18 protein-coding genes and 1 riboswitch are annotated in these 20,579 nt (G+C 74.0%); of the genes, 10 read left to right on the top strand and 8 right to left on the bottom strand.

Annotation, left to right across the window (positions count from 1 at the left end; translation table 11 throughout):
* Positions 1 to 29: 29 nt before the first annotated feature.
* From IE096_RS11335 to IE096_RS11345, 3 genes are all read right to left on the bottom strand, one after another.
* On the bottom strand, positions 30 to 833 hold the full coding sequence (locus tag IE096_RS11335; protein WP_229820111.1) for an enhanced serine sensitivity protein SseB C-terminal domain-containing protein: 804 nt from the start codon (positions 831 to 833) through the stop codon (positions 30 to 32).
* A 72-nt stretch (positions 834 to 905) separates the two neighbouring features.
* Entirely contained in the window at positions 906 to 1,640 is a 735-nt protein-coding gene (locus IE096_RS11340; RefSeq protein WP_189451295.1) for an enhanced serine sensitivity protein SseB, read from the bottom strand.
* Between the two features lie 109 nt (positions 1,641 to 1,749).
* Positions 1,750 to 2,355 carry an AAA family ATPase gene (locus IE096_RS11345; RefSeq protein ID WP_373298113.1) on the bottom strand — a complete coding sequence of 202 codons (606 nt, stop codon included), beginning with the start codon at positions 2,353 to 2,355 and terminating at the stop codon, positions 1,750 to 1,752.
* A 137-nt stretch (positions 2,356 to 2,492) separates the two neighbouring features.
* Positions 2,493 to 2,589, top strand: a riboswitch (glycine riboswitch).
* Between the two features lie 171 nt (positions 2,590 to 2,760).
* Here IE096_RS11345 and gcvT point away from each other — a divergent pair.
* From gcvT to IE096_RS11365, 4 genes are all read left to right on the top strand, one after another.
* Entirely contained in the window at positions 2,761 to 3,876 is a 1,116-nt protein-coding gene (gcvT, locus tag IE096_RS11350; protein ID WP_189451297.1) for a glycine cleavage system aminomethyltransferase GcvT, read from the top strand.
* A gap of 67 nt (positions 3,877 to 3,943) precedes the next feature.
* Complete coding sequence (gcvH, locus tag IE096_RS11355) at positions 3,944 to 4,321, top strand: glycine cleavage system protein GcvH (RefSeq protein WP_189451298.1); 378 nt, start codon at positions 3,944 to 3,946, stop codon at positions 4,319 to 4,321.
* A gap of 33 nt (positions 4,322 to 4,354) precedes the next feature.
* Positions 4,355 to 5,617, top strand: a complete 1,263-nt coding sequence (gene glyA, locus IE096_RS11360; RefSeq protein ID WP_189451299.1) for a serine hydroxymethyltransferase — start codon at positions 4,355 to 4,357, stop codon at positions 5,615 to 5,617.
* A gap of 233 nt (positions 5,618 to 5,850) precedes the next feature.
* A complete protein-coding gene (locus IE096_RS11365; protein ID WP_189451300.1) occupies positions 5,851 to 7,233 on the top strand; it encodes an L-serine ammonia-lyase in 1,383 nt (460 codons plus the stop codon).
* A gap of 77 nt (positions 7,234 to 7,310) precedes the next feature.
* Here the strand turns inward: IE096_RS11365 and IE096_RS11370 are convergent, their stop codons facing one another.
* Positions 7,311 to 8,384, bottom strand: a complete 1,074-nt coding sequence (locus IE096_RS11370) for a trypsin-like serine peptidase (RefSeq protein WP_189451301.1) — start codon at positions 8,382 to 8,384, stop codon at positions 7,311 to 7,313.
* Positions 8,385 to 8,578: 194 nt separating this feature from the next.
* Between IE096_RS11370 and IE096_RS11375 the strand changes: the two genes are divergently transcribed.
* Positions 8,579 to 8,821 carry a hypothetical protein gene (locus IE096_RS11375; RefSeq protein ID WP_189451302.1) on the top strand — a complete coding sequence of 81 codons (243 nt, stop codon included), beginning with the start codon at positions 8,579 to 8,581 and terminating at the stop codon, positions 8,819 to 8,821.
* A gap of 6 nt (positions 8,822 to 8,827) precedes the next feature.
* On the opposite strand, the gene IE096_RS11380 is transcribed toward IE096_RS11375, so the two are convergent.
* The 4 genes from IE096_RS11380 to IE096_RS11395 form a co-directional block, all read right to left on the bottom strand.
* Positions 8,828 to 10,900, bottom strand: a complete 2,073-nt coding sequence (locus IE096_RS11380; RefSeq protein WP_189451303.1) for an FG-GAP-like repeat-containing protein — start codon at positions 10,898 to 10,900, stop codon at positions 8,828 to 8,830.
* A gap of 179 nt (positions 10,901 to 11,079) precedes the next feature.
* Positions 11,080 to 11,622: an RNA 2'-phosphotransferase gene (locus tag IE096_RS11385; protein ID WP_189451304.1), complete on the bottom strand. Its 543-nt coding sequence runs from the start codon at positions 11,620 to 11,622 to the stop codon at positions 11,080 to 11,082.
* A 32-nt stretch (positions 11,623 to 11,654) separates the two neighbouring features.
* Positions 11,655 to 12,593 (bottom strand): helix-turn-helix transcriptional regulator, encoded by a 939-nt coding sequence (locus tag IE096_RS31820; protein WP_189451305.1) that lies wholly within the window; start codon positions 12,591 to 12,593, stop codon positions 11,655 to 11,657.
* 2 nt (positions 12,594 to 12,595) lie between these two features.
* A complete protein-coding gene (locus IE096_RS11395; RefSeq protein WP_189451306.1) occupies positions 12,596 to 13,426 on the bottom strand; it encodes an SRPBCC family protein in 831 nt (276 codons plus the stop codon).
* A gap of 168 nt (positions 13,427 to 13,594) precedes the next feature.
* On the opposite strand from IE096_RS11395, the gene IE096_RS11400 reads away from it, so the two are divergent.
* The 5 genes from IE096_RS11400 to IE096_RS11420 all read left to right on the top strand — a co-directional run bounded on the left by IE096_RS11400 (position 13,595) and on the right by IE096_RS11420 (position 20,579).
* Positions 13,595 to 14,860, top strand: coding sequence for an ABC1 kinase family protein (locus tag IE096_RS11400; protein ID WP_189451307.1), 1,266 nt, complete (start codon positions 13,595 to 13,597; stop codon positions 14,858 to 14,860).
* 85 nt (positions 14,861 to 14,945) lie between these two features.
* A complete protein-coding gene (locus tag IE096_RS11405; RefSeq protein ID WP_189451308.1) occupies positions 14,946 to 16,313 on the top strand; it encodes a KR domain-containing protein in 1,368 nt (455 codons plus the stop codon).
* 92 nt (positions 16,314 to 16,405) lie between these two features.
* The gene (locus IE096_RS11410) at positions 16,406 to 17,731 is read left to right on the top strand and encodes a HEAT repeat domain-containing protein (RefSeq protein ID WP_189451309.1); all 1,326 of its coding nucleotides are present in this window, start codon (positions 16,406 to 16,408) and stop codon (positions 17,729 to 17,731) included.
* Between the two features lie 46 nt (positions 17,732 to 17,777).
* Complete coding sequence (locus IE096_RS11415) at positions 17,778 to 18,449, top strand: DUF6073 family protein (protein ID WP_189451310.1); 672 nt, start codon at positions 17,778 to 17,780, stop codon at positions 18,447 to 18,449.
* A 33-nt stretch (positions 18,450 to 18,482) separates the two neighbouring features.
* A complete protein-coding gene (locus tag IE096_RS11420) occupies positions 18,483 to 20,579 on the top strand; it encodes a methyltransferase domain-containing protein (RefSeq protein WP_189451311.1) in 2,097 nt (698 codons plus the stop codon).

Consider the following 20,579-nt stretch of genomic DNA (forward strand, 5'->3'; position numbering starts at 1 on the left):
GCCCTGAACGGGCGCCGGCGGAACGGGCGTCAGTAGGCCCCGGCCTGCCAGCCCTGCTGCTGCGGCGGGGGATAGCCGTACCCGGAGGCGGGCGCGGCCGGCGCGCCGGCGGCCCCGTAGCCCTCGCGGGCGAAGAACGGCCGGCTGTTGGCCCGCATCCACATGGCGACGGGGTCGTACTCGTCCGACATCGTCACCGTCGACACCGGCAGGCCGTCGGGCACCGCGGCGATCGACTGCTGCATCATCAGGCGCACGGCCTCCACGGAGGCGGGCGAGGTGTCGTACAGATCGAGCCCGATGGCCAGGTACGGCGTGCCCAGGGCGGGCCGCACCCAGGCCCGGCGCAGCGCGCGGACGACGGGGGTGCGGTGGGCGTTCTGCCCGAGGAGGGCGTAGAACTGCGGAATGTCCAGCGCGGGTTCGCTCAGCTGGAGCGGGCCGGCGGGCAGCCGGTCCAGGCCGGCGACGATCCGGCGCAGGTCGAGCCAGGGGATGCCGACGCCGCCGCCGGGGGCGTGGGGGTTGAGCCACAGGCCCCAGCGGTCGGGGAAGAGGGAGGCGGCCACGGTCCGGCCGGCGACGACCTCGTGGGCGCGGTTCCAGCCGCTGGCGGCGAGCTCCTGGGCGGAGGTCACACAGGGGGCGTAGCCGAGGCCGTCGACCTCCATGTTGCCGTACTGGGCGTCGGGCGAGCCGGCCTGACCGTGCCACAGCAGCATCCACACCCGGCCCTCGGCGAGGGACCGCAGCAGCTGCTCGTACGTGTCGTACCGGCCGGGCGCCACCTGGCGCAGCACCTGCTCCACGCCGCTCTCCGCGCCCGCGCTCACCTGGGTCCGCCTCTTCTCTTGGCCGTCTGCTGCTACCAGCTTACGAGCCCGCGGGGGCGGGCATGAGAGCTGTCACAGGTCACGGTCGTAGAACGGCCGTATCCGGGTGCGTATCCAGTCGCCCACGGGGTCGTCCTGGGCGACGTCCAGGAAGACCAGCTGCACGGGCCAGGGCACGGGCACCTGTCCCAGGGCGCGGCCGAGGGCGTCCAGGGCGGTGGAGCGGCTGCCCGGGTCGGGCAGGCCCAGCTCCACGCCGACGAACAGGGCGGGGGCGGCGCCCTCGACGCTGGCCAGGGCTCGGCGGGCGGTCCGGACCACGCCGGTGCCGGCGAACTCCAGACCGGCGGCGGCCAGGAACGCGGTCGGCTCCTCCTGCCAGTCCGGCTCGAACAGCCGGACGCGGCCGCCGGTGGCGTCGCCGTCCAGGGCCGTGCGCCCGGCCCGGCACAGCCCGGCGACGGCGGGCGGGGGCAGGGGCACGGTGACGGTGCCCTCGGGGTTGACGACGATGCCGACCTGCGGGGGGAGGCCGCGGGCGAACTCGACGGCGGGGGCGACGGCGAAGGGCATCCCCTCGCCGGCGACGGCCGTGAACTGCTCCTGCGAGCTGAACACGGGGACGTAGGCGGCGCCGCCGAGCTCCAGGGCGGGCAGGTCGAGGTCGGGGCTGTCGGGTCCGCCGCCCTTGGGCAGCGGGACCCACACGCTGCTGCGGCCGAGCGCCTCGACGATGCGGGGACCGGCGTCCGGGACGCCGACGGAGGCGGCGAGGACCGCCTCCAGTTCGTTGACTGGCCAGGTCATTGTCTTCCCACGGGGTGCGTCCGGTGTTTTCCGGGCACCTTAGCGGCTGCGCCTGGGCATTCCGGGGGCGGGGTTGTTCCCGGGGGCTCCGCCCCCGGCCCCCCGCTCCTCAGCCGAAAGTGATCCGCCGCAGCGCGTTGGCCGCCTCGCGGTCGAGGAGGACGGCCGATGTCGTGCCCGCCGGGCGGTCGCCCGCTGTGAGGGCGGCGACGAGGCGGGCCGTCGCGCGGCGGTGGCGGGCGAAGGAGCGGGCGGAGACGCCGCGGCCCCGGGCGCGCTGGCCGGCGAGCGCGGTGGACGGGTCGACCGCCAGGACGACGAGGTGCAGCCCCCCGCCCCGCCGCCGCGCGTCCCGCGCGAGCCAGCGCCGCACCCAGCTCCACTGCCCGCAGTCGTGTACGACGACGCTGTCACCCGAGCGCAGCGCCCGCCGCAGCGCGGCGTAGTGCGCGATCCTGACGAAGGGCCGCCAGAAGGCGTAGGGAAGCGCCGGCGACAGGCGTTCGAAGCGCTCGCGCACGTCCTGGGAGTCCACGCGGTGGACGGCGGCGGGCACCGCGCGCCGCATCAGCGTGGACTTGCCGCCACCCGGCAGCCCGGAGACGACGAGCAGATCGCCCGCCGGATAGCGGAGCTCCGCTATCGCCCCGGCGCCCCCGCGCAGATCACGCACCCCGTGCGTCTCCCCCGTCCCCACCTCCGTACGCACGGTGATCGCCCCCTCTCGCAAAGAAAAGGTAATCCAATTTGAGAGGCGGTGGGCGGTCCGTCGCACGCCCGTACGTGCAATGATGTGCGCGCCAAGCTCGACTCACGCTCGACTCAACTGCAAGCAATCGCATACTGGCCGCTCGAATCCGCGCGGGAGAGTCCCGGTGCCACAGGCGCCGGGCGCCGAAGGAGCAAGTTCCTCCCTTGAATCTCTCAGGCCCCGTACCGCGCGGGTGAGGCAGATCTGAAAAGCGGACCGCGCCCACGGCTCGGTCCCACCCAAGGTGCAAGCCGGGTTGCCTTTGACGACAGGCGAGGGCTCTCGGTGAACCTCTCAGGTTCCGATGACAGATGGGGAGGCCGCCTCTTTAGGCATTCCTCCGCGACCCACCTGCCCGGGAGCCCGATCATGACCGATGCCCCCCGCCGTACCGCCCTGGACGCGCTGCACCGCGCGCTCGGCGCGACCATGACCGACTTCGCCGGCTGGGACATGCCCCTGCGCTACGGCAGCGAGCGCGACGAGCACGTCGCCGTGCGCACCCGCGCGGGTCTGTTCGACCTGTCGCACATGGGCGAGATCACCCTCACGGGCCCCGAGGCCGGCCGGGCCCTCGACCACGCCCTGGTGGGCAACATCTCCGCGCTGGCCGTCGGCCGGGCCCGCTACACGATGATCTGCCGCGAGGACGGCGGCATCCTCGACGACCTGATCGTCTACCGCCTCGGCGAGGACGAGTACATGGTCGTCGCCAACGCCTCCAACGCCCAGGTGGTCCTCGACGCGCTCACCGAGCGCGCGGCGGGCTTCGAGGCGGCCGTCCGGGACGACCGCGAGAACTACGCGCTGATCGCGGTCCAGGGCCCCGCCTCGCCCGCCATCCTGAAGTCCGTCACCGACGCCGACCTGGACGGCCTGAAGTACTACGCGGGTCTGCCGGGCACCGTCGCGGGCGTCCCCGCGCTGATCGCCCGTACCGGCTACACCGGCGAGGACGGCTTCGAGCTGTTCGTCGCCCCCGCCGACGCCGAGAAGCTGTGGCAGGCCCTGACCGAGGCGGGCGCGGACGCCGGGCTGGTGCCGTGCGGGCTCTCCTGCCGGGACACGCTGCGCCTGGAGGCGGGCATGCCGCTGTACGGGCACGAGCTGACGACCGCGACGACGCCGTTCGACGCCGGTCTGGGCCGGGTCGTGAAGTTCGACAAGGCCGGCGACTTCGTGGGCCGCGAGGCGCTGGCGGCCGCCGCGGAGCGCGCCGAGAGCGCCCCGCCGCGCAAGCTCGTCGGCTTGATCGCGACCGGCCGCCGGGTGCCCCGGGCGGGCTTCGCCGTGACGGTGGACGGCGCCGTCGTCGGCGAGGTGACCTCCGGTGCCCCCTCCCCCACCCTCGGCAAGCCGATCGCGATCGCCTACGTCGACGCGGCGCACGCCACTCCGGGTACGGAAGGGGTATGTGTGGACATTCGCGGCACCCACGAGCCGTACGAGGTCGTCGCCCTCCCCTTCTACAAGCGGGCCCGCTGAGCCCCCCTCATCTCATCTGTCAAGACCCCTTGCACAAGCACCCACGCGCGTACAGGAGAATCTAGCCATGAGCAACCCCCAGCAGCTGCGTTACTCCAAGGAGCACGAGTGGCTGTCGGCCGCCGACGCCGACGGTGTGGCGACGGTCGGGATCACCGAGTTCGCCGCCAACGCCCTCGGTGACGTCGTCTACGCACAGCTCCCGGCGGTCGGCGACACCGTCACCGCGGGCGAGACCTGTGGTGAGCTGGAGTCGACCAAGTCGGTCAGCGACCTCTACTCCCCCGTCACGGGCGAGGTCGTCGCGGCCAACCAGGACGTCGTGGACGACCCCGCGCTGGTGAACTCCGCCCCCTTCGAGGGCGGCTGGCTGTTCAAGGTGAAGATCGCGGACGAGCCGGCCGACCTGCTGTCGGCCGACGAGTACACCGACTTCGCCGGCTGACCCCGCCCGCTCCCTCCCGCGCAGGAAGAACTCATGTCGCTTCTCAACAGCTCCCTCCATGAGCTCGACCCCGACGTCGCCGCCGCGGTCGACGCCGAACTCCACCGCCAGCAGTCCACCCTCGAGATGATCGCCTCGGAGAACTTCGCTCCGGTCGCGGTCATGGAGGCCCAGGGCTCGGTCCTGACCAACAAGTACGCCGAGGGCTACCCGGGCCGCCGCTACTACGGTGGCTGCGAGCACGTCGACGTCGTCGAGCAGATCGCCATCGACCGGATCAAGGCGCTCTTCGGCGCCGAGCACGCCAACGTGCAGCCGCACTCCGGCGCGCAGGCCAACGCCGCGGCGATGTTCGCCCTGCTCAACCCGGGCGACACCATCCTGGGCCTGAACCTGGCCCACGGTGGCCACCTGACCCACGGGATGAAGATCAACTTCTCCGGGAAGCTCTACAACGTGGTCGCCTACCACGTCGACGAGCAGACCAACCTGGTGGACATGGAGGAGGTCGAGCGCCTCGCCAAGGAGCACCGCCCCAAGCTGATCGTGGCCGGCTGGTCCGCCTACCCGCGCCAGCTGGACTTCGCGGCCTTCCGCCGGATCGCGGACGAGGTCGGCGCGTACCTGATGGTCGACATGGCCCACTTCGCGGGCCTGGTCGCCGCCGGGCTCCACCCCTCGCCGGTGCCGCACGCCCACGTGGTCACCACCACCACCCACAAGACCCTGGGCGGTCCGCGCGGTGGTGTGATCCTCTCCACGGCCGAGCTCGCCAAGAAGATCAATTCCGCGGTCTTCCCCGGTCAGCAGGGTGGCCCGCTGGAGCACGTGATCGCGGCCAAGGCCGTCTCCTTCAAGGTCGCGGCCACGGAGGAGTTCAAGGAGCGCCAGCGGCGCACGCTGGAGGGCTCGAAGATCCTCGCCGAGCGCCTCATGCAGGACGACGTCAAGGAGGTGGGCGTCTCCGTCCTCTCCGGCGGCACGGACGTCCACCTGGTCCTGGTGGACCTGCGCAACAGCGAGCTGGACGGCCAGCAGGCCGAGGACCGCCTCCACGAGGTGGGCATCACGGTCAACCGCAACGCCATCCCGAACGACCCGCGCCCCCCGATGGTCACCTCGGGCCTGCGGATCGGCACCCCGGCCCTGGCCACCCGTGGTTTCCAGGCCGAGGACTTCCGCGAGGTCGCGGACATCATCGCCGAGGCCCTCAAGCCGGGCTTCGACGCGACGGCCCTGCGCGGCCGCGTCACGGCGCTGGCGGACAAGCACCCGCTGTACCCCGGGCTGAAGTAGCGCCGAAGCGCGGGATTAACCGGCCGGTACGGGGCACCGGGCACGCTTGAGGAGCGGCCCGGTGCCCCGCACCGTGACCCGGGCCCGCGCCCCGGAGTGAGCTCCGCCACCGCGGGAAGCGGCCCGCATCCCGCACACTGATAGATGAATGCGGCATTCCGCTTCTGCCGCACCACCCCGTCACACCCTGTACCACCCCGTACCACCCCCCGACTCACAGAGGAGCTGCCACCGTGGCCATCTCCGTATTCGATCTCTTCTCGATCGGCATAGGCCCGTCCAGCTCCCACACGGTCGGCCCGATGCGCGCCGCCCGGATGTTCGTGGGGCGCCTGAAGAAGGACGGTCTGCTGGCCCAGACCACCTCGGTACGGGCGGAGCTCTACGGCTCCCTCGGCGCCACCGGCCACGGCCACGGCACCCCCAAGGCCGTCCTGCTCGGCCTGGAGGGCCACTCCCCCCGCAGCGTCGACGTCGAGATCGCCGACGACGAGGTCGAGCGCATCCGCACCACCAAGCGCCTCAAGCTCCTCGGCGCCGAGATCGGCTCGGCCCACGAGATCGACTTCGACGAGTCGACCCAGCTGATCCTCCACCGCCGCCGCGCCCTGCCGTACCACGCCAACGGCATGACCCTCTTCGCCTACGACGAGGCCGGCGCCCCGCTGCTGGAGAAGACCTACTACTCGGTCGGCGGCGGCTTCGTCGTCGACGAGGACGCCGTCGGCGCCGACCGGATCGTCCTGGACGACACCGTGCTGAAGTACCCCTTCCGCACCGGCGACGAGCTGCTGCGGATGTCCCGCGAGTCCGGCCTGTCGATCTCCGCGATGATGATGGAGAACGAGAAGGCCTGGCGCACGGAGGAGGAGATCCGCGAGGGCCTGCTGGAGATCTGGCGCGTCATGCAGGCGTGCGTCACGCGCGGCATGTCCCGCGAGGGCATCCTCCCCGGCGGCCTGAAGGTCCGCCGCCGGGCCGCCAGCACCGCCCGCCAGCTGCGCGCCGAGGGCGACGCACAGGCCCGCGCCATGGAGTGGATCACGGTCTACGCGATGGCCGTGAACGAGGAGAACGCGGCCGGCGGCCGGGTCGTCACCGCCCCGACCAACGGCGCCGCGGGCATCATCCCGGCCGTTCTCCACTACTACATGAACTTCGTGCCCGGCGCGGACGAGGAGGGCATCGTCCGCTTCCTCCTCGCCGCCGGCGCCATCGGCATGCTCTTCAAGGAGAACGCCTCGATCTCCGGCGCCGAGGTCGGCTGCCAGGGCGAGGTCGGCTCCGCCTGCTCCATGGCCTCCGGCGGCCTCGCCGAGGTCCTGGGCGGCACCCCGGAGCAGGTCGAGAACGCCGCCGAGATCGGCATGGAGCACAACCTCGGCCTGACCTGCGACCCGGTCGGCGGCCTGGTCCAGATCCCGTGCATCGAGCGCAACGGCATGGCCGCGGCCAAGGCCGTCACCGCCGCCCGGATGGCGCTGCGCGGCGACGGCCGCCACCACGTCTCCCTCGACAAGGTCATCAAGACCATGAAGGAGACGGGCGCCGACATGAAGGTCAAGTACAAGGAGACGGCGCGGGGCGGCCTCGCGGTCAACGTCATCGAGTGCTGATCACCGCCTGAGGCGTTCTCGGACGTACCCGACCGCCCCCGGGCCGGCAGCCGCCGGCCCGGGGGCGGCGTGCGTCGCTAGCGGTTCTTCTCCGCGTCGTAGGCCTTCACGGCCGCGTCGCCCAGGTACGGGCTGCGCTCCTCGTCGGAGCTCTCACTGCCGTGGTAGCTGACGTTGCCGATCAGATAGCCCCAGCCGCGCGAGAGCTGGAGGTCGTCCAGCCAGGGGCCGCCGCTGGCGCCGTGGCCCTGGTCGCAGTGGATGGCCTCCTGGCCGGGCTGGAAGGGCCAGATGCCCGGCCGCCAGGTCGTGCCGACGCAGTAGCGCAGGTCCTGGCCGGTGATGCCGGAGCGGCCCGGGTGGGTGTCGTAGGGGTAGCCGAACTCGTACGCGTGCCAGGTGTAGCCGGAGTTGAACTTGTACCCCTGGGAGCCGGTCACGTCGGCCACCTTGCGGCCGTTCTGCGGCCACAGGGTGATCACGGCGAGGTCGTAGTCCTTATTGCCGCCGTTGAGGTAGCCCTTCGGGGTGGTCACCGACTTCCACGTCCACGCGCCGAGCGGCTGCCGGCCGTTGTGGTAGTCGGGGACGAACCGGAAGTTGCTGTACCAGTGGCCGTTGCCGTCGCTGGCACAGTGCCCGGCGGTCCATATGAGGCTCTTGTTGGGCGAGTTGACGACCGAGGCGGTGCACTCGCTCGCGCCCTTGGGCGTGTCGAAGTAGAGCTTGCCCACGGTGGTGGCCGGCATGCTGCCGTGGGCGGTCCACACCTCGGAGCGGGAGACGTCGGCGAGCGTTCTCGCCGCGTCCGCCGCTTCCGCGGCCTCCTTGGCTTCCTTGGCGACGCCCGCCACCGGTGCCGACCCCTGGCCCGTGCGGGCGGGGAGGCTGTGCGTCTGCGGTGCCGCCGCGCGTCCGCCCGGTGCGGGCGCGGCCACCGGCCGGGCCGCTCTGATCCGTTCGGGCGTCCAGTGGGCCGCCACGCGTGCCGGAGCCTGCGAGGGGTCCTCCGTCGAACTGTGCTGTACAGCGGTGGCGGCCGTGTTGGCGTCCATCGGCTTCGCCGTCTCGTCCGCCCGGGCGGCGCCCACCGGGACGCTCAGTCCGAGCGCCAGCGCTCCGGCGGCGGCCGCCATGAATCGCTTGTTCACCCCGTTCCCCCTTTTTCGCGTCACGTGCTCTTTTTGCGTCACGTGCTCGATGTGCGAAGACGCGTGCGAGTAGAGCAGCCGGGCGGAGGGGAAGGAGGGGTTCGGACAGCATTGGCCGGAACTGGGCGTACGGCCGGGACCTGTCGCTACCGTGGCAGCAGGAACGCACCGCACAGGAAGCTGGGGTGATCCCGATGGTGTCCCGGAAGGCGAAGGCGGCGCTCCTGGCCGCGGGCGCGGTGGCGCTCGGTCTGGCCGTCACGGCCGCCCTGTGGCCCGGGGACCGGGAGGCGGCCCCGGGGCCGCCGTCCCGCCCCGAGACGGCCGTGGTGCACGACTCCACCGGGAACCCGGCGGAGGTCGAGGAGCACTGGACGCCGGAGCGGATCCGGCAGGCCCAGGAGAACATGCGGCACGCCACGGGGCAGGACGACTGAGCCCCGTCACCAGCCGCCGGTGAGCCGGAGCGGCCGGCTGAGCCGGCCGTCGCCGGTGTTGCGCCACTCCTTGAGGACGCCCGTCGTGTCGTCGCGGGCCATGAGGTGGGCGATGCCGCCGGTGCGGAGGGCCAGCGGGGTGATCTCCGAGAGGCCGCGGCCGTCGGCGATCCGCCGGGGGCGGCCGAAGGTGCCGTCCCCCTTGCCGGCCCAGAGCAGGAGCGCGCCGTGCTCGTCGACGGCGACGAGGTCGGTCCGGCCGTCGCCGGTGAAGTCCCCGGCGCGGGTCCGGGTGGCGTGCCGGCCGCGCATGAGGACGCGGGGGCGGCCGAACGTGCCGTTCCCCTCGCCGGGCCAGACGCGGAGCGTCCCGTCGGCGTCGGCGGCGACGAGGTCGGGGATGCCGTCGCCGGTGACGTCACCGGCCGTGGTCCCGGTGAAGTGCCAGCCGTGGGTGAGGGTGCGGGGGCGGCCGAACGTGCCGTCCCCGTTGCCGGTCCAGAGGTGGAGGGTGTCGGAGTCGTCCTTGGCGATCAGGTCGGCCTTCCCGTCGCCGGTGAAGTCGGCGGCGACGGTCTGGGTGAACTCCCAGCCACCGGTGAGCCGTCGGGGCCGGGCGGCGAAGGTGCCGTCGCCGTGCCGGGCGTCGTCGACGTCGGTGTTGCCCGGCCAGAGGTACAGGTCGTCCTCCCGGTCGGCGGCGAGGACGTCGGGGATGCCGTCGCCCGTGACGTCCGCGGCCGTGGTCTGGGTGTGGTCGAGCGGCGCCCGCGCGGGCACGGGCGCGGGGAGCAGGGCGTCGGAGAGGGCCTGGCTGCCGTTGTCGCCGAAGTGGAGGCGGTCGCCGCCCCGGTTGTAGTAGGCGGCGAAGAGCCGGGTGGGGTCCAGGGGGTCGCGTGACGCCTCGTCGAAGTCCACGAGGGAGTCGATGTCGCGGGTGGCGCGGAGGTAGGCGTTGACCTGCTGCCTTACGCGTTCCCTGGCGGGGGTGTACGCGTTCTCGTAGCCGCGGAAGGGCGGGATGGTGGCGGCGGCGAAGGTCAGCCCGGCGGCGTGGGCGCGGGTGGCGAGCCGCCTTATCCCGGCGACGAGTTCCGCGCTGCCCGCGTCGGCGAAGATGATGTCGTTGACGCCCTCGAAGAGGACGACGGACCGCACGTTCGGCTGGGCGAGGACGTCGCGGTCGAAGCGGAGCAGCGCGCTCTGCCCGGATTCGGCGGGCTCGGTGCCGCGCAGCAGGTGGTTGGCGGAGATCCCGGCGTTGACGACGCCCATGGGCCGGGGCCGGGCCTGCAGGGCGCGCGCGTAGTCGTCGGGCAGGCGGCGGTCGGTGTCGGGGGTGGTGTGCCCGCCGTCGGTCTGCGAGTCCCCGAGGAGGACCACCGTCCCGCCGCCGCGCGTCGGGCGGACGTCGACGCCGCCGAGGAACGCCCAGAACGGGAACCGGGTGGGGAAGCCGCCGCTCCCGGTGTCGGAGGCGTGGTCCGTCGCGTCGCCGGGGGCGGACGCGTAGGAGGTCGTCAGGGTGTAGGCGTGGAAGGGCGCGGTGCGGACGGCCTCCGGCAGATACACGCTGACCAGGAGGTTCTCGTCGGCCTTGACACGGAAGGTGGCGGGGTCGCCGATGACGCTCCCGCCGGGCCCGATGACGGTGCCCCGTCTTCCCCCGCCGAAGGTGAGGGTGACGGGCGCGGCGGCCGCGCCGGCTCCCCGGTCCTGGTGGGCGAGGGTGGCGTGCCCGATGGTGACGGGTTCACGGCTGAAGGTGTTCACGAGCTGGATCCGCGCGGCGGACCCGGCGATGCTGGTGTGGACGACCATGCGGAGCGTCTGCCGCCCGGCCACCCCGGTACGGGAGGCGGGCCCGGCGGTGCCCATGGCCGTGCCCCAGGTCCTGGTCCAGGCCGTGGTCCCGGTCGTGGCCCTGGAGGAGCCGTCGGCGGCGGCGCTCGGGGAGGCGGCGAGCAGGGGGACGGCCGCCGCGCAGAGCGCCGTGACCACGGCCGTCACCAGGGACCGTCTGAGACGGGGTCGTCTTAAACGGGTGCGGATCGAGCGGGTGCGAGGGTGCCGTGCCATGGGTGCCGTCTCCCTCCGGGCGACGCGGCGGATGACCTTCCGGCGCACACATCATGGAGGCCCGGCGGGGCCCGGGGAAGGGCCCGGAGCCCATGACTCCCTCTGGTCGACGGGTGATCCCCGGGCGGTCACGGGGAGTTCAGCCGGGGGCGGCCGCGGGGCCGGGACCGGCGGAGGAGTCAGCCCGGGAAGCGGAGGAAGGACGGCGGTACGGCCTCCGCCAGCCAGACGCCGTTCCCGGTCACCCGGAAGGCGTGCCCGGCGCGGTGCATGGCGCCCGCGTCGACGGAGAGGATCACGGGCCTGCCGCGGCGGGCGCCCACGCGCTCGGCCGTCGCGCGGTCGGCGGACAGGTGGACGTGGTGCCGGTTCATCGGGCGCAGGCCCTCCGCGCGGATCGCCGCGACGTTGCGGGCGACCGTGCCGTGGTAGAGGTACGGCGGGGGCTCGGTGACCGGCAGTCCCAGGTCGACCGGGACCGAGTGGCCCTGCCGGGCGCGGACGCGGCCGTCCTCGATCGCGAAGCGCTGTTTGTCGTTGGTGGCGACGACGTGGTCCAGCTCTTCCCGGGAGAAGGGGAAGCCGTGCGCGGCGGCCGCGGCCAGCAGGGTCCCGATGTCCACCCATCCCTGCGGGTCGAGCTCGATGCCGATCCGGCCGGGCTCGTGGCGCAGGTGCTTGGAGAGGTACTTCGAGATCCTTACGGTCCGGTCGCGCGTCATACGTCCAGCGTGCCGCGCGGGGGCGGCGCCCGTCACCCGGGTTTCGCCGCGACCGCGGTGGGAGCCGGGGCCTCCGCGTCCCGGGCGAGGAGCAGGGGGAGGGCCAGGACGATGGGCGGGTCGCTCGGGGCGGGGGCGCGCAGGCGGAGGCGGAAGGAGCCGTGGGTGGGGGCGCGGGTCGTCGCGACCGAGCGGCGGGCGCCCGCCGGGTCGTCGAGGGCGTCGGCCACGCGCGTGGCGCGGTCGAAGCAGACGGCCAGGACGTGGTGCTCCGCGTCGGCGGGCGGGCGCAGCCGGACGGTGGCCGTGGCGGGGGTCACCGCGCAGGCCACGGGGAGGTCCTGGGGGACGCCGTGGGGGAAGAGGCCCGTGAAGAGCACGGCGTCGCGGAGCGCGGCGTCGGCGGGGGCCGCGCCGACGACCCGGCCGGTGATCCCGGCCGCGAGGCCGGGATCGGTGGGGCCGGTGAGGTCGGGATCGGTGGGGCCGGTGGGGTCGGGATCGGTGGGGCCGGTGGGGTCTGCGGGATCTGTGGGACCGGTCAGCCCGCAGGCGTCCACGAGTTCGCCGATCCCCCGGTCGCCGTGGCGGTCGACGAGCGCCTTGAAGCGGCTCGGGGACATCCCGACGAGGCGGGTGAACTGGGTGGTGAACGTGCCGAGGCTGGCGTAGCCGACGGCCGTGCACACGTCCGTCACCCTGGGGCTGCCCCGGATCATCATCCGCTGGGCCTCCGCCATCCGCAGCGCGGCCAGAAAGCGCCCCGGGGTGACGGCCGTGACGCTGCGGAAGACGCGGTGGAAGTGGAAGGGGCTGAACAGGCCGGCCTCAGCGTGGTCGGTCAGGCACTGGGTCTCGCCCAGGTGGTCGCGCATCCGGCGGATCGCCCGTTCGACCGAGGCGAGTTGCTCCGCCGAGGGCGACGGGCGGACGGCGGGGGCGGGCGACGGGGGCGCGGCGGCGGCGCGCACGGTCAGCCCGGCCCGGCGGCGGCGCGGGCCCGGTCGCGGGCGCTCGCCAGGGAGGCGACCCAGGTGGCGGTGAAGCGGCGGCGCAGCTCCTGGGCGCGGCCGTCCGGGAGGCCGAGGGCCGTCCAGCCGCGGTGGGCGAAGGACAGCCGCAGGGCCTCTCCGGCGGGGACGAGGGTCACCCTGGCGGCCGGGGCCCGGGCGGTTCCCGGGATCTCGACGGTGAACGTCAGCTCCTCGTCCTCGCGCAGCTCCCATTCCCGCAGCGCGAACCTTCGTGGTCCCTCGTCGTCGATGACGAAGAACCATGCCGGACGGAAGCCGTCCTCGGCGACGGGGAGCCAGTCCAGCAGGGTGGGGTGGGCCAGGGGCCGGTAGGGGCCGGCCGGGAGGTCGACCGCGCCGTCGATGTCGTCGCGCAGGGCGTAGCGGGCGTCGCGGCCGGTGCGCAGGTGACGGGCGAGGCGGTCGAGGAAGTCCGTCCAGCCCTCGTGGAGCTGGGCCGCCTCGGCGGGGGTGCGGGTGTCGTCGTGGTCGGCGACGGTGAGCAGGGCGGCGCCGGGGCCGGCCGGCTCCAGGGTCCAGACGACGCGCTGCCGCTTGCCCACGCCCAGGAAGCGCCAGTCGAACCCGACCGTGCGGCCGGGGACGAGGGCGGTGGGCCGCAGGGTGAAGAAGTCGCCGTCGTCGAAGCCGAGGCGGTTGTCCTCGCCCACGGCCAGGGGGCCCGCGAGATCGCCGAACCACCGCGCCACCCGGGCCGGTTCGGTCAGTGCCGGCCACACGCGCGCCGGTGGTGCGGGGAGGCGGGCGGTGACCCGTACCGCGTCCGACACCTCGTCCTCCTCTCGCCGCCGGTACCGGGCCGTTCGCCGGTACCGTGCTACCGCCGGAGGGATCGCTCCCATATTATGTAGCCTCTGTTCGCTGTCAACGCTCCAACTCAGCGCGTCTCCAGGTACGTTCAGCCACTCGCTCGAACGCCGGGAGGAGGCCGGGAGGCCATGGAGGTCAGCCACGCGGCGCTCGCAGGCCGGCTCGCGACCGTCGCCGTCGTCACCGCCCGGCACGCCGCCGCGGGCACCCTCGACGCGGTGCGCGCGGGGCCGGGCGGGCTGCCGGAGGTGATCGGCGGCAGGGCGGCGCGGCTGCTGTCGGGGCTCGGGCCCACGTTCGTCAAGGGCGGGCAGCTGCTCAGCACCCGGCACGACCTGCTGCCGCCCAGGATCTGCAGGTCGCTGGGCCGGCTGCACGACCGGGTGCCGCCGATGACCCGGGCGCAGACGGCGGAATCGCTCGGCCGGACCTATGGCTCCCGGCGGCCCTGGCCGTTCGCCTCCTTCGACTGGACGCCCGCCGCCAGCGGCAGCATCGCCTGCGTCTACCGCGCCGAGCTGGCCGACGGGCGCGGCGTGGCCGTGAAGGTCCGCAGACCCGGCATCCAGCACCGGATGCACACGGACTTCGCGCTGCTGCGGGCCGGGGCCCGGCTGATGGAGCGGCTGCCGCCGCTGCGCGAGGTGCCCGCGCGGCGGATCGTGGAGGAGGTCGGGGGCGCGGTCCTCGGCCAGCTCGACCTGGAGCGGGAGGCGCGCTCGCTGGCCGCGCTGCGCGCCAACCTCTCCCGGCTGCCGTACTTCCGCCTGCCCGCGCCCATCCCGGAGGCGTCCGGCCCGGACGCGCTGGTGATGGACCTGATCGAGCCGCTCGACCGCTTCCAGGCCGGCCGGCTCGACCGCGAGCAGCGGCGGCGGATCGTCCGGAACGTCCTCCAGGGCGTGTACCGGATGCTGTTCATCGACGGGCTCGTGCACTGCGACATGCACCCGGGGAACCTGTACCTCAACCCCGACGGGGTGGTGGTGCTGCTGGACGCGGGCTTCGTCGTCCAGTTGGAGCCCCCGGTGCGCCGTCTGTTCGCGGAGTTCTTCATGAACATGTCCCTGGGGCGGGGCCCGGAGTGCGCGGACGTGGTCCTGCGCAGCGCCGAGCGCATCCCGCCGGGGTGCGATCTGGCCGGCTTCCGGTCCGGGATCGTGGAGCTGGTGGCGGAGGCGGCCGGGCGGACGGCCGGGCAGTTCCGGCTGGCGCCCTTCGCCACCCGCCTGTTCGACCTCCAGCGGCGCTCGGGGATCGCGGCGGCCCCGGCCTTCGTCTTCCCGCTGATGTCCCTGCTGGTGCTCGAGGGAATGATCAACGAGTTCGACGTGGACGTCGACTTCCAGGGCGAGGCCATCCCGACCCTGCTCACCGCGCTCAACACGTACTGACGCCGGGCGGCGCCGGACCGGGCGCACCGGGCGGGCACGTTCCCCGGCCGGCTCCCGTGCGCGCGGGCGATGAGGAGGACCGACCATGGACAGATCGGGTGCGCCGGCCGCGTCGGCCGCGCGGGAGGCCCGGGCGGACCACGCGGCGCGGGCCGTACGGGCGTTCCGGCCCGTCTCCGTGCGGGTGGACGGTGGCGGGCGGGCGGACGGTGGCGGGCGGGTGGACGGCAGAGGGCCCGTTCCGGCCGCCGCGTTCCGCTGGGACGTGGCCGGTGACCCCCGGGACCCGCTCGCCGTGGCCCTGCGGCACGCCTCCCGCCGGGACGCCGAGCCCGCCGTGGCCGTCGTCCTCGGCACCGCGCACCGGTCCGGGGACAGCGCCGTGCTGCTGGAGGGGATCGCCCGCGCCGGCGCGTCCGGCGGGCGGCGGCTGGTGCTGCTGCACCGGGGCGCCGGGGGCGGGAGCCTGCTGCGCTCGGCGGCGCTGGAGTCGCCGGGGCTGCGGGTCGCCGTCCTCGAACTGCCCGTGCGGGACGCCGGTCCCGGCCTCCCCGCCCGGATCGCCCGCCTCGCGCGGGACGCCGCCCCGGGCGCCGAGCTGCGGGTGGCCGGGGACGGCACGGTCACCCGTACCGGCTGGCGGGCGGTGCCGCTGCCCGAGCCGCCGGTGCCGCCGGACGGCCCGGCCCGGCCGGGCGGCGCCGCTCTGATCACCGGCGGTCTCGGGGGACTGGGGCTGCGGGCGGCGGCCGTGCTGTCGGCGGTCCGCGGCTACCGTCCCGTCCTCCTCGACACCACCGCCCCCGGGGAGTTGCCGCCACGCCCGGCCGCGCTGCTGCGCCGGCTGTGCGACGCCCCGCCCGGCGCCGACGTGCTCACCGCCGACGTCACCGACCACCGGGCGGTCGCCCGGGTCCTCGGCCGGGTGCCGCTGCCCGTGCGGGCCGTCGTGCACTGCGCGGGCGTCGTCGCCGGCGGCCCGGTCGCCGGCGCCCGGGCCCGGGACCTGGACGCGCTCGCGGCCCCCAAGGCGGACGGGCTGGCCACCGTGCTCGACGCCCTCGACACCGGCCCGCTGCGGCACCTGGTCGTCTTCGGCTCGGTCACCGCGCGGGTGGCGCACCGGCAGCTGGGGGGCTACGGCCTGGCCAACGAGCTGCTGCGACGGGAGGCGCTGCGCCGGGCGGCGGCGCTGCCGCGCTGTGCGACGGTGGTGGCCGAGTGGTCGCTGTGGAGCGGGGCGGGCCGGGCGCACGAGATGGGCGCCGTGGGGCAGGCCCGCCGGATGGGCATGGCGCCGGTGCCGCTCGCGCCCGGCATGGCCGCGCTGCTGCGGCTGTTGCGGTGGCCGGCGGGGGCACGGGCGGCCGGCGCCGTCGTCCTCACGGGGCCGGGCGAGGACGCGACGTTCCCGCCGGAGGATCCGAACGAGCCGGGCAACAGCCCAACTTGAGAGAAGGCAAGCGGCCCGGGGTCGCATAACTTACCGATAGCGAGTTCTCCCTCTGCCGGTTCCGACCGGCCCTGTCGGAAGGAAGCTCACACATGGCTATCGACTTGTGCAACAAGTCCCCGGCCGCGCTGGCCGAGGGCGACCCCGGCTCCTGGGCCGAGGCGGCCCCCGAGGACCCGGTCCTGCTGGAGGACCTCGGCTCCGAGCAGCGCGACGCGCTGAACTTCGCCTACCGCACGACGCTCAGCAACGTCGACCCCCGCTTCGTCGCCGGCGACCCGGCCGCCTGGGCCAGCGACTTCGGCTACGCGCTGGACCGCGTGGCGATCCGGCTGGACAACCGCGGCAACGACGAGCTGCGCGAGCAGGCCCTGAACCACCCCGACCCGGCGATGCGCGAGCAGGCCCTGTTCGAGTACGCGGACCGCGACCACGCGGACGCCATCGACCTGCTGGCCCAGGCCGTCCGCGACGACACCGACCGGCAGGTGCGCTGGGACGCGCTGTGGGCCGTGGAGAAGCTGGGCGGCGCGCGGGCCGTGGCGACGCTGCAGTCCTTCCTGAAGGACGCCGACCCCGAGATCGCCGAGTGGTCGCGGCTGTTCATCAGCGAACTCCAGACCGGCGACCCGGCCTTCGACGGCCGCGAGGGCCGCTCCACGCCGGGCCGGACCTTCGACGAGACGATCTTCCTGCTGATCCACTGCGATCTGTACGTCCGGCTGGACGACTCCAACCAGCACTGGGGCAAGATCTCCCTGTCGCCGCAGGGCCTCGCACGGGTCTACGGACAGGCCCACGCCTGCCCCAACGTCGCCACCCGCGAGAAGCAGCTCGTCATCGCCAAGACCATCGCCGGGCTGCACACGGACGGCTCCCCGCACGTCGACAACTACCTCTTCCGCGGCTTCACCGACCGCAGCCGCCGCGACCGCGGCAACTTCTTCTTCGAGTCGCTGGTGCCCCGGCCGTTCTTCAAGTCCGGCCGCGCCGACGACCCGTCCCAGGGCGTCCGCCAGGCCCAGATCGGCTTCGCCCGCTACGGCACCTGGCACCTGGAGCCCCGCTTCCGGATCCACGACGAGTACGCGATCCGCTACGTCCGCGGCCGCTTCCAGGGCTGGGGGCACGTCAACCTCGCCCGGATCGCGGGCAGGCCGCTGGAGGAGGTGCTCACCCCGGGCAACGGCGTGCTGTCCACGCTCCACGACCCCGAGGTCGGCCCGATGACCAACGCCTTCATCCTCGGCACGTTCAAGGGCAAGCTCAACGACTGGGACGGCGACGGCGTCATCGACCTCAACTCCCGCGACGTGTACTCCACCGTCGACGGCGAGATCGACTCCGACCAGGACGGCGTCCCCGACGAGCCCGGCCTGACCTGCTGCGACTGGACCGTACGGCAGCCCCTGCCCTGACGCGCCACCGCGCGCATTCGTCATCCACCGCCCTGAAAGGGGAGAGATGTCCGCTCCGACGCAGCGGCCGTCCGTGGTCTATGGCCGCCCGGTCACCACGGACGGTGTGCGCAACCTGTACTCCGGCACCAGCGTGAAACCCTGGACCCCGCCGGTTCCCGGCATCGACAACCTCGGCATCACCTCCGTCGACACCTTCGCCGTCCCCGGCGTCGGCGAGTACACGGTGCCCTTCGACGGCTTCGTCCGCGTGGTGCGCTCGCAGCCGACGTCCGAGGAGTGGTCGAAGGCCGAGGTGTACACCAACCTCATCGAGATGAAGATGGAGGGCTCCTGCGAGGAGCTCGGCCACATCACGGTCACCCTCAACCCGGACTGCCTGTCGACGGGCCAGATCCGCACCCCCTTCGACCCGTACGCGGGTGAGGGACCGGCCGCCAAGGCGTGCCGCATGGCCGTCGGCGCCATCTTCGACATGCCCAAACTGGGCCTGCGGCTGGCCAACAAGGAGCCGATCATCCTCACGATCGACGACGTCCGCCAGATCCCGCCCGCCGGCTCGCCCGGCAAGGGACAGATCTACCGGATGCTGCCGCTGCACGACGTGGAGCGGATGGACGACTCGCCGGTCGCGTACGTCACCAGCCTGCGCTTCACCATGGGCGGCTATCTGCCCTGGGAGCGCTTCGGGCCCGAGTACAAGGAGTTCGGCAAGTAGGCGCGATTCACCACTCGTTGGAGGAAGGTGCCCATGACGCCCCACGACCCCCGCCCGCGCGGCCTCGCCCGCGAGTCCGCCGCCTTCCCGCCCCTGGGCGGCAGCGCCCGTCCCGTCGCCCAGGACCGGTGGGAACGGCTGGTCAGCACCGTCACCCTGCCCGAACCGCCGGAGGCGGTGTGGGCCGCGCTCACCGAACCGGACCGGGTGGCGCGCTGGCTGGCGGTCTGCCGGGGGCCGTGGGCGGTCGCCGGGCGGGAGTCGACGCTGGACTTCGAGGACGGCGAGTTCTTCTGGTGCCGCACCCTGAGCGCCGTCCCGCCGCGCGGGCACCGGGCGGGCTCGCTGCGGCTGCTGTGGCGCTGGGTGGGCGTGGGCCCGGCCACGGCGGTGACCTGGACCATCGCCCCCGGGGACACCGGGGGTTGCGTGGTCACCGTCGTCGAGGAGGCCGACAACCCGCCCTCCGACTGGCGGTCCTGGAACGGCATGGGCTGGCCCGGCATCCTCGACCAGCTCGCCGCCCACCTGCGGACCGGCACCACCTGGCGCTGGCCGTGGCGCCGGGTCGGCCCGTACGTCCAGATCCCCCTGCCCGTACCCGCCTACCGGGCCTGGCAGGAGCTCACCTCCCCGGCGGGCGTCCAGCACTGGCTCCAGCGCTCCACCGGCGCCCTCGAACCCGGCGGCGAACTCGGCCTGATCATGGGGGACGCCAGCGGCACCGCCCGGATGCGGGTGACGCGGATGGTGGACGCCGCCCAGGAGTTCCCCTCCTACCTCCCCTACCTGGAGTTCGAGCTGCGCCGGCCCGCCTGGACGGCGGCGCTGGGCGGCCGCCTGTGGATCGAGCCGGCGGGCCTTGCCTCTTCACTGCTCCAGGTCTGCCACTTCGGCTGGGAGAACCTCGACATCGCCGACCCGCTCACGGAACGCCGGATCCTCACCGGCTACTGGACGGCGGCGGCGGACCGGGCCCGCGCGCTGTTCCTCCCGCAGGGCCCGCCGGCGGGCCCGCACGGCTGGTCGATGGGGAGCGGGCAGCCCTCGGGCATGCCGGAGGGCCTGGACCCCCTGGCCGTCCAGGACTTCCTGAGCAGGGTCGTCGACGACCTGGGCGCGGCCATGTCCGGGGTGCTCGTCGCGCTGGGTGTCCGGCTGGGGCTGTTCACGGCGCTGGGCACGGGCGGTCCGGTCACGGCGGCCGAACTCGCCGGGCGCACCGGCCTGTCGGAGCGCCACCTGCGGGAGTGGCTGCGCGGCCTGGCCGCAGCTGGCTACGTGGACCACGACCGCGCCGACGACCGCTTCGCCCTGCCGCCTGCGCACGCCGCCGTCCTGGCCTTCGAGGACTCGCCCGTCCACCTCGCCCCCGGCTTCGAGCTGCTGCCGCCGCTGGCGGCGGCCGTGGAGGACGTCGCCGAGGACTTCCGCACGGGCAAGGGCGTCGATCGCGGCGCCTACTCGGAACGGCTCTTCGCCGCCATGGAGCGGATGAGCGCGACGTGGCTGGACACCGAGCTCACCGACCGGTGGATCCCGGCCGTCCCCGGGCTGGCGCCCGCGCTGGAGAAGGGCGGGACGGTGGTGGACATCGGCTGCGGCGGCGGCCTGGCGCTGGTCAGGCTGGCGAGGCGGTTCACCGAGTGCCGTCTCACCGGCTACGACCTCCACGAACCGAACGCGGGCCGGGCCCGCGAGGCGGCGAGCGCGGCGGGGGTCGAGGACAGGGTGACGATCGAGACGACGGACGCGGCGACGGCGCTGGCGGGCGCGGGTCCGCTGACGCTGGTCACGATGTTCGACGTGCTGCACGACGCGGCAGCACCGCAGGAGCTACTGCGTACGGTGCGCGAGGCTCTCGACCCGGAGCACGGCGTCCTGCTCGTCCTGGAGTCGCTGTCGGCGGACGACCCGGCCGACAACGCCGGCCCGCAGGCCACCGTCCTCTACGCCACCAGCACCCTCTACTGCCTGCCCACCGCGCTGGCCGACGGCGCCCCCGGCCTGGGCACCCTGGGCCTGCCACCGGCGGAACTCCACCGGCTCGCGGACGCGGCGGGCTTCGGGCGCGTGGAGCGGATCCCGACGGCGAGTCCGTTCAACGCCCTGTACGCGCTGCGGCCGTGA

Origin of the sequence: Streptomyces abikoensis (assembly GCF_014648775.1) — a bacterium.
Taxonomy (GTDB): Bacteria; Actinomycetota; Actinomycetes; order Streptomycetales; family Streptomycetaceae; genus Streptomyces; species Streptomyces abikoensis.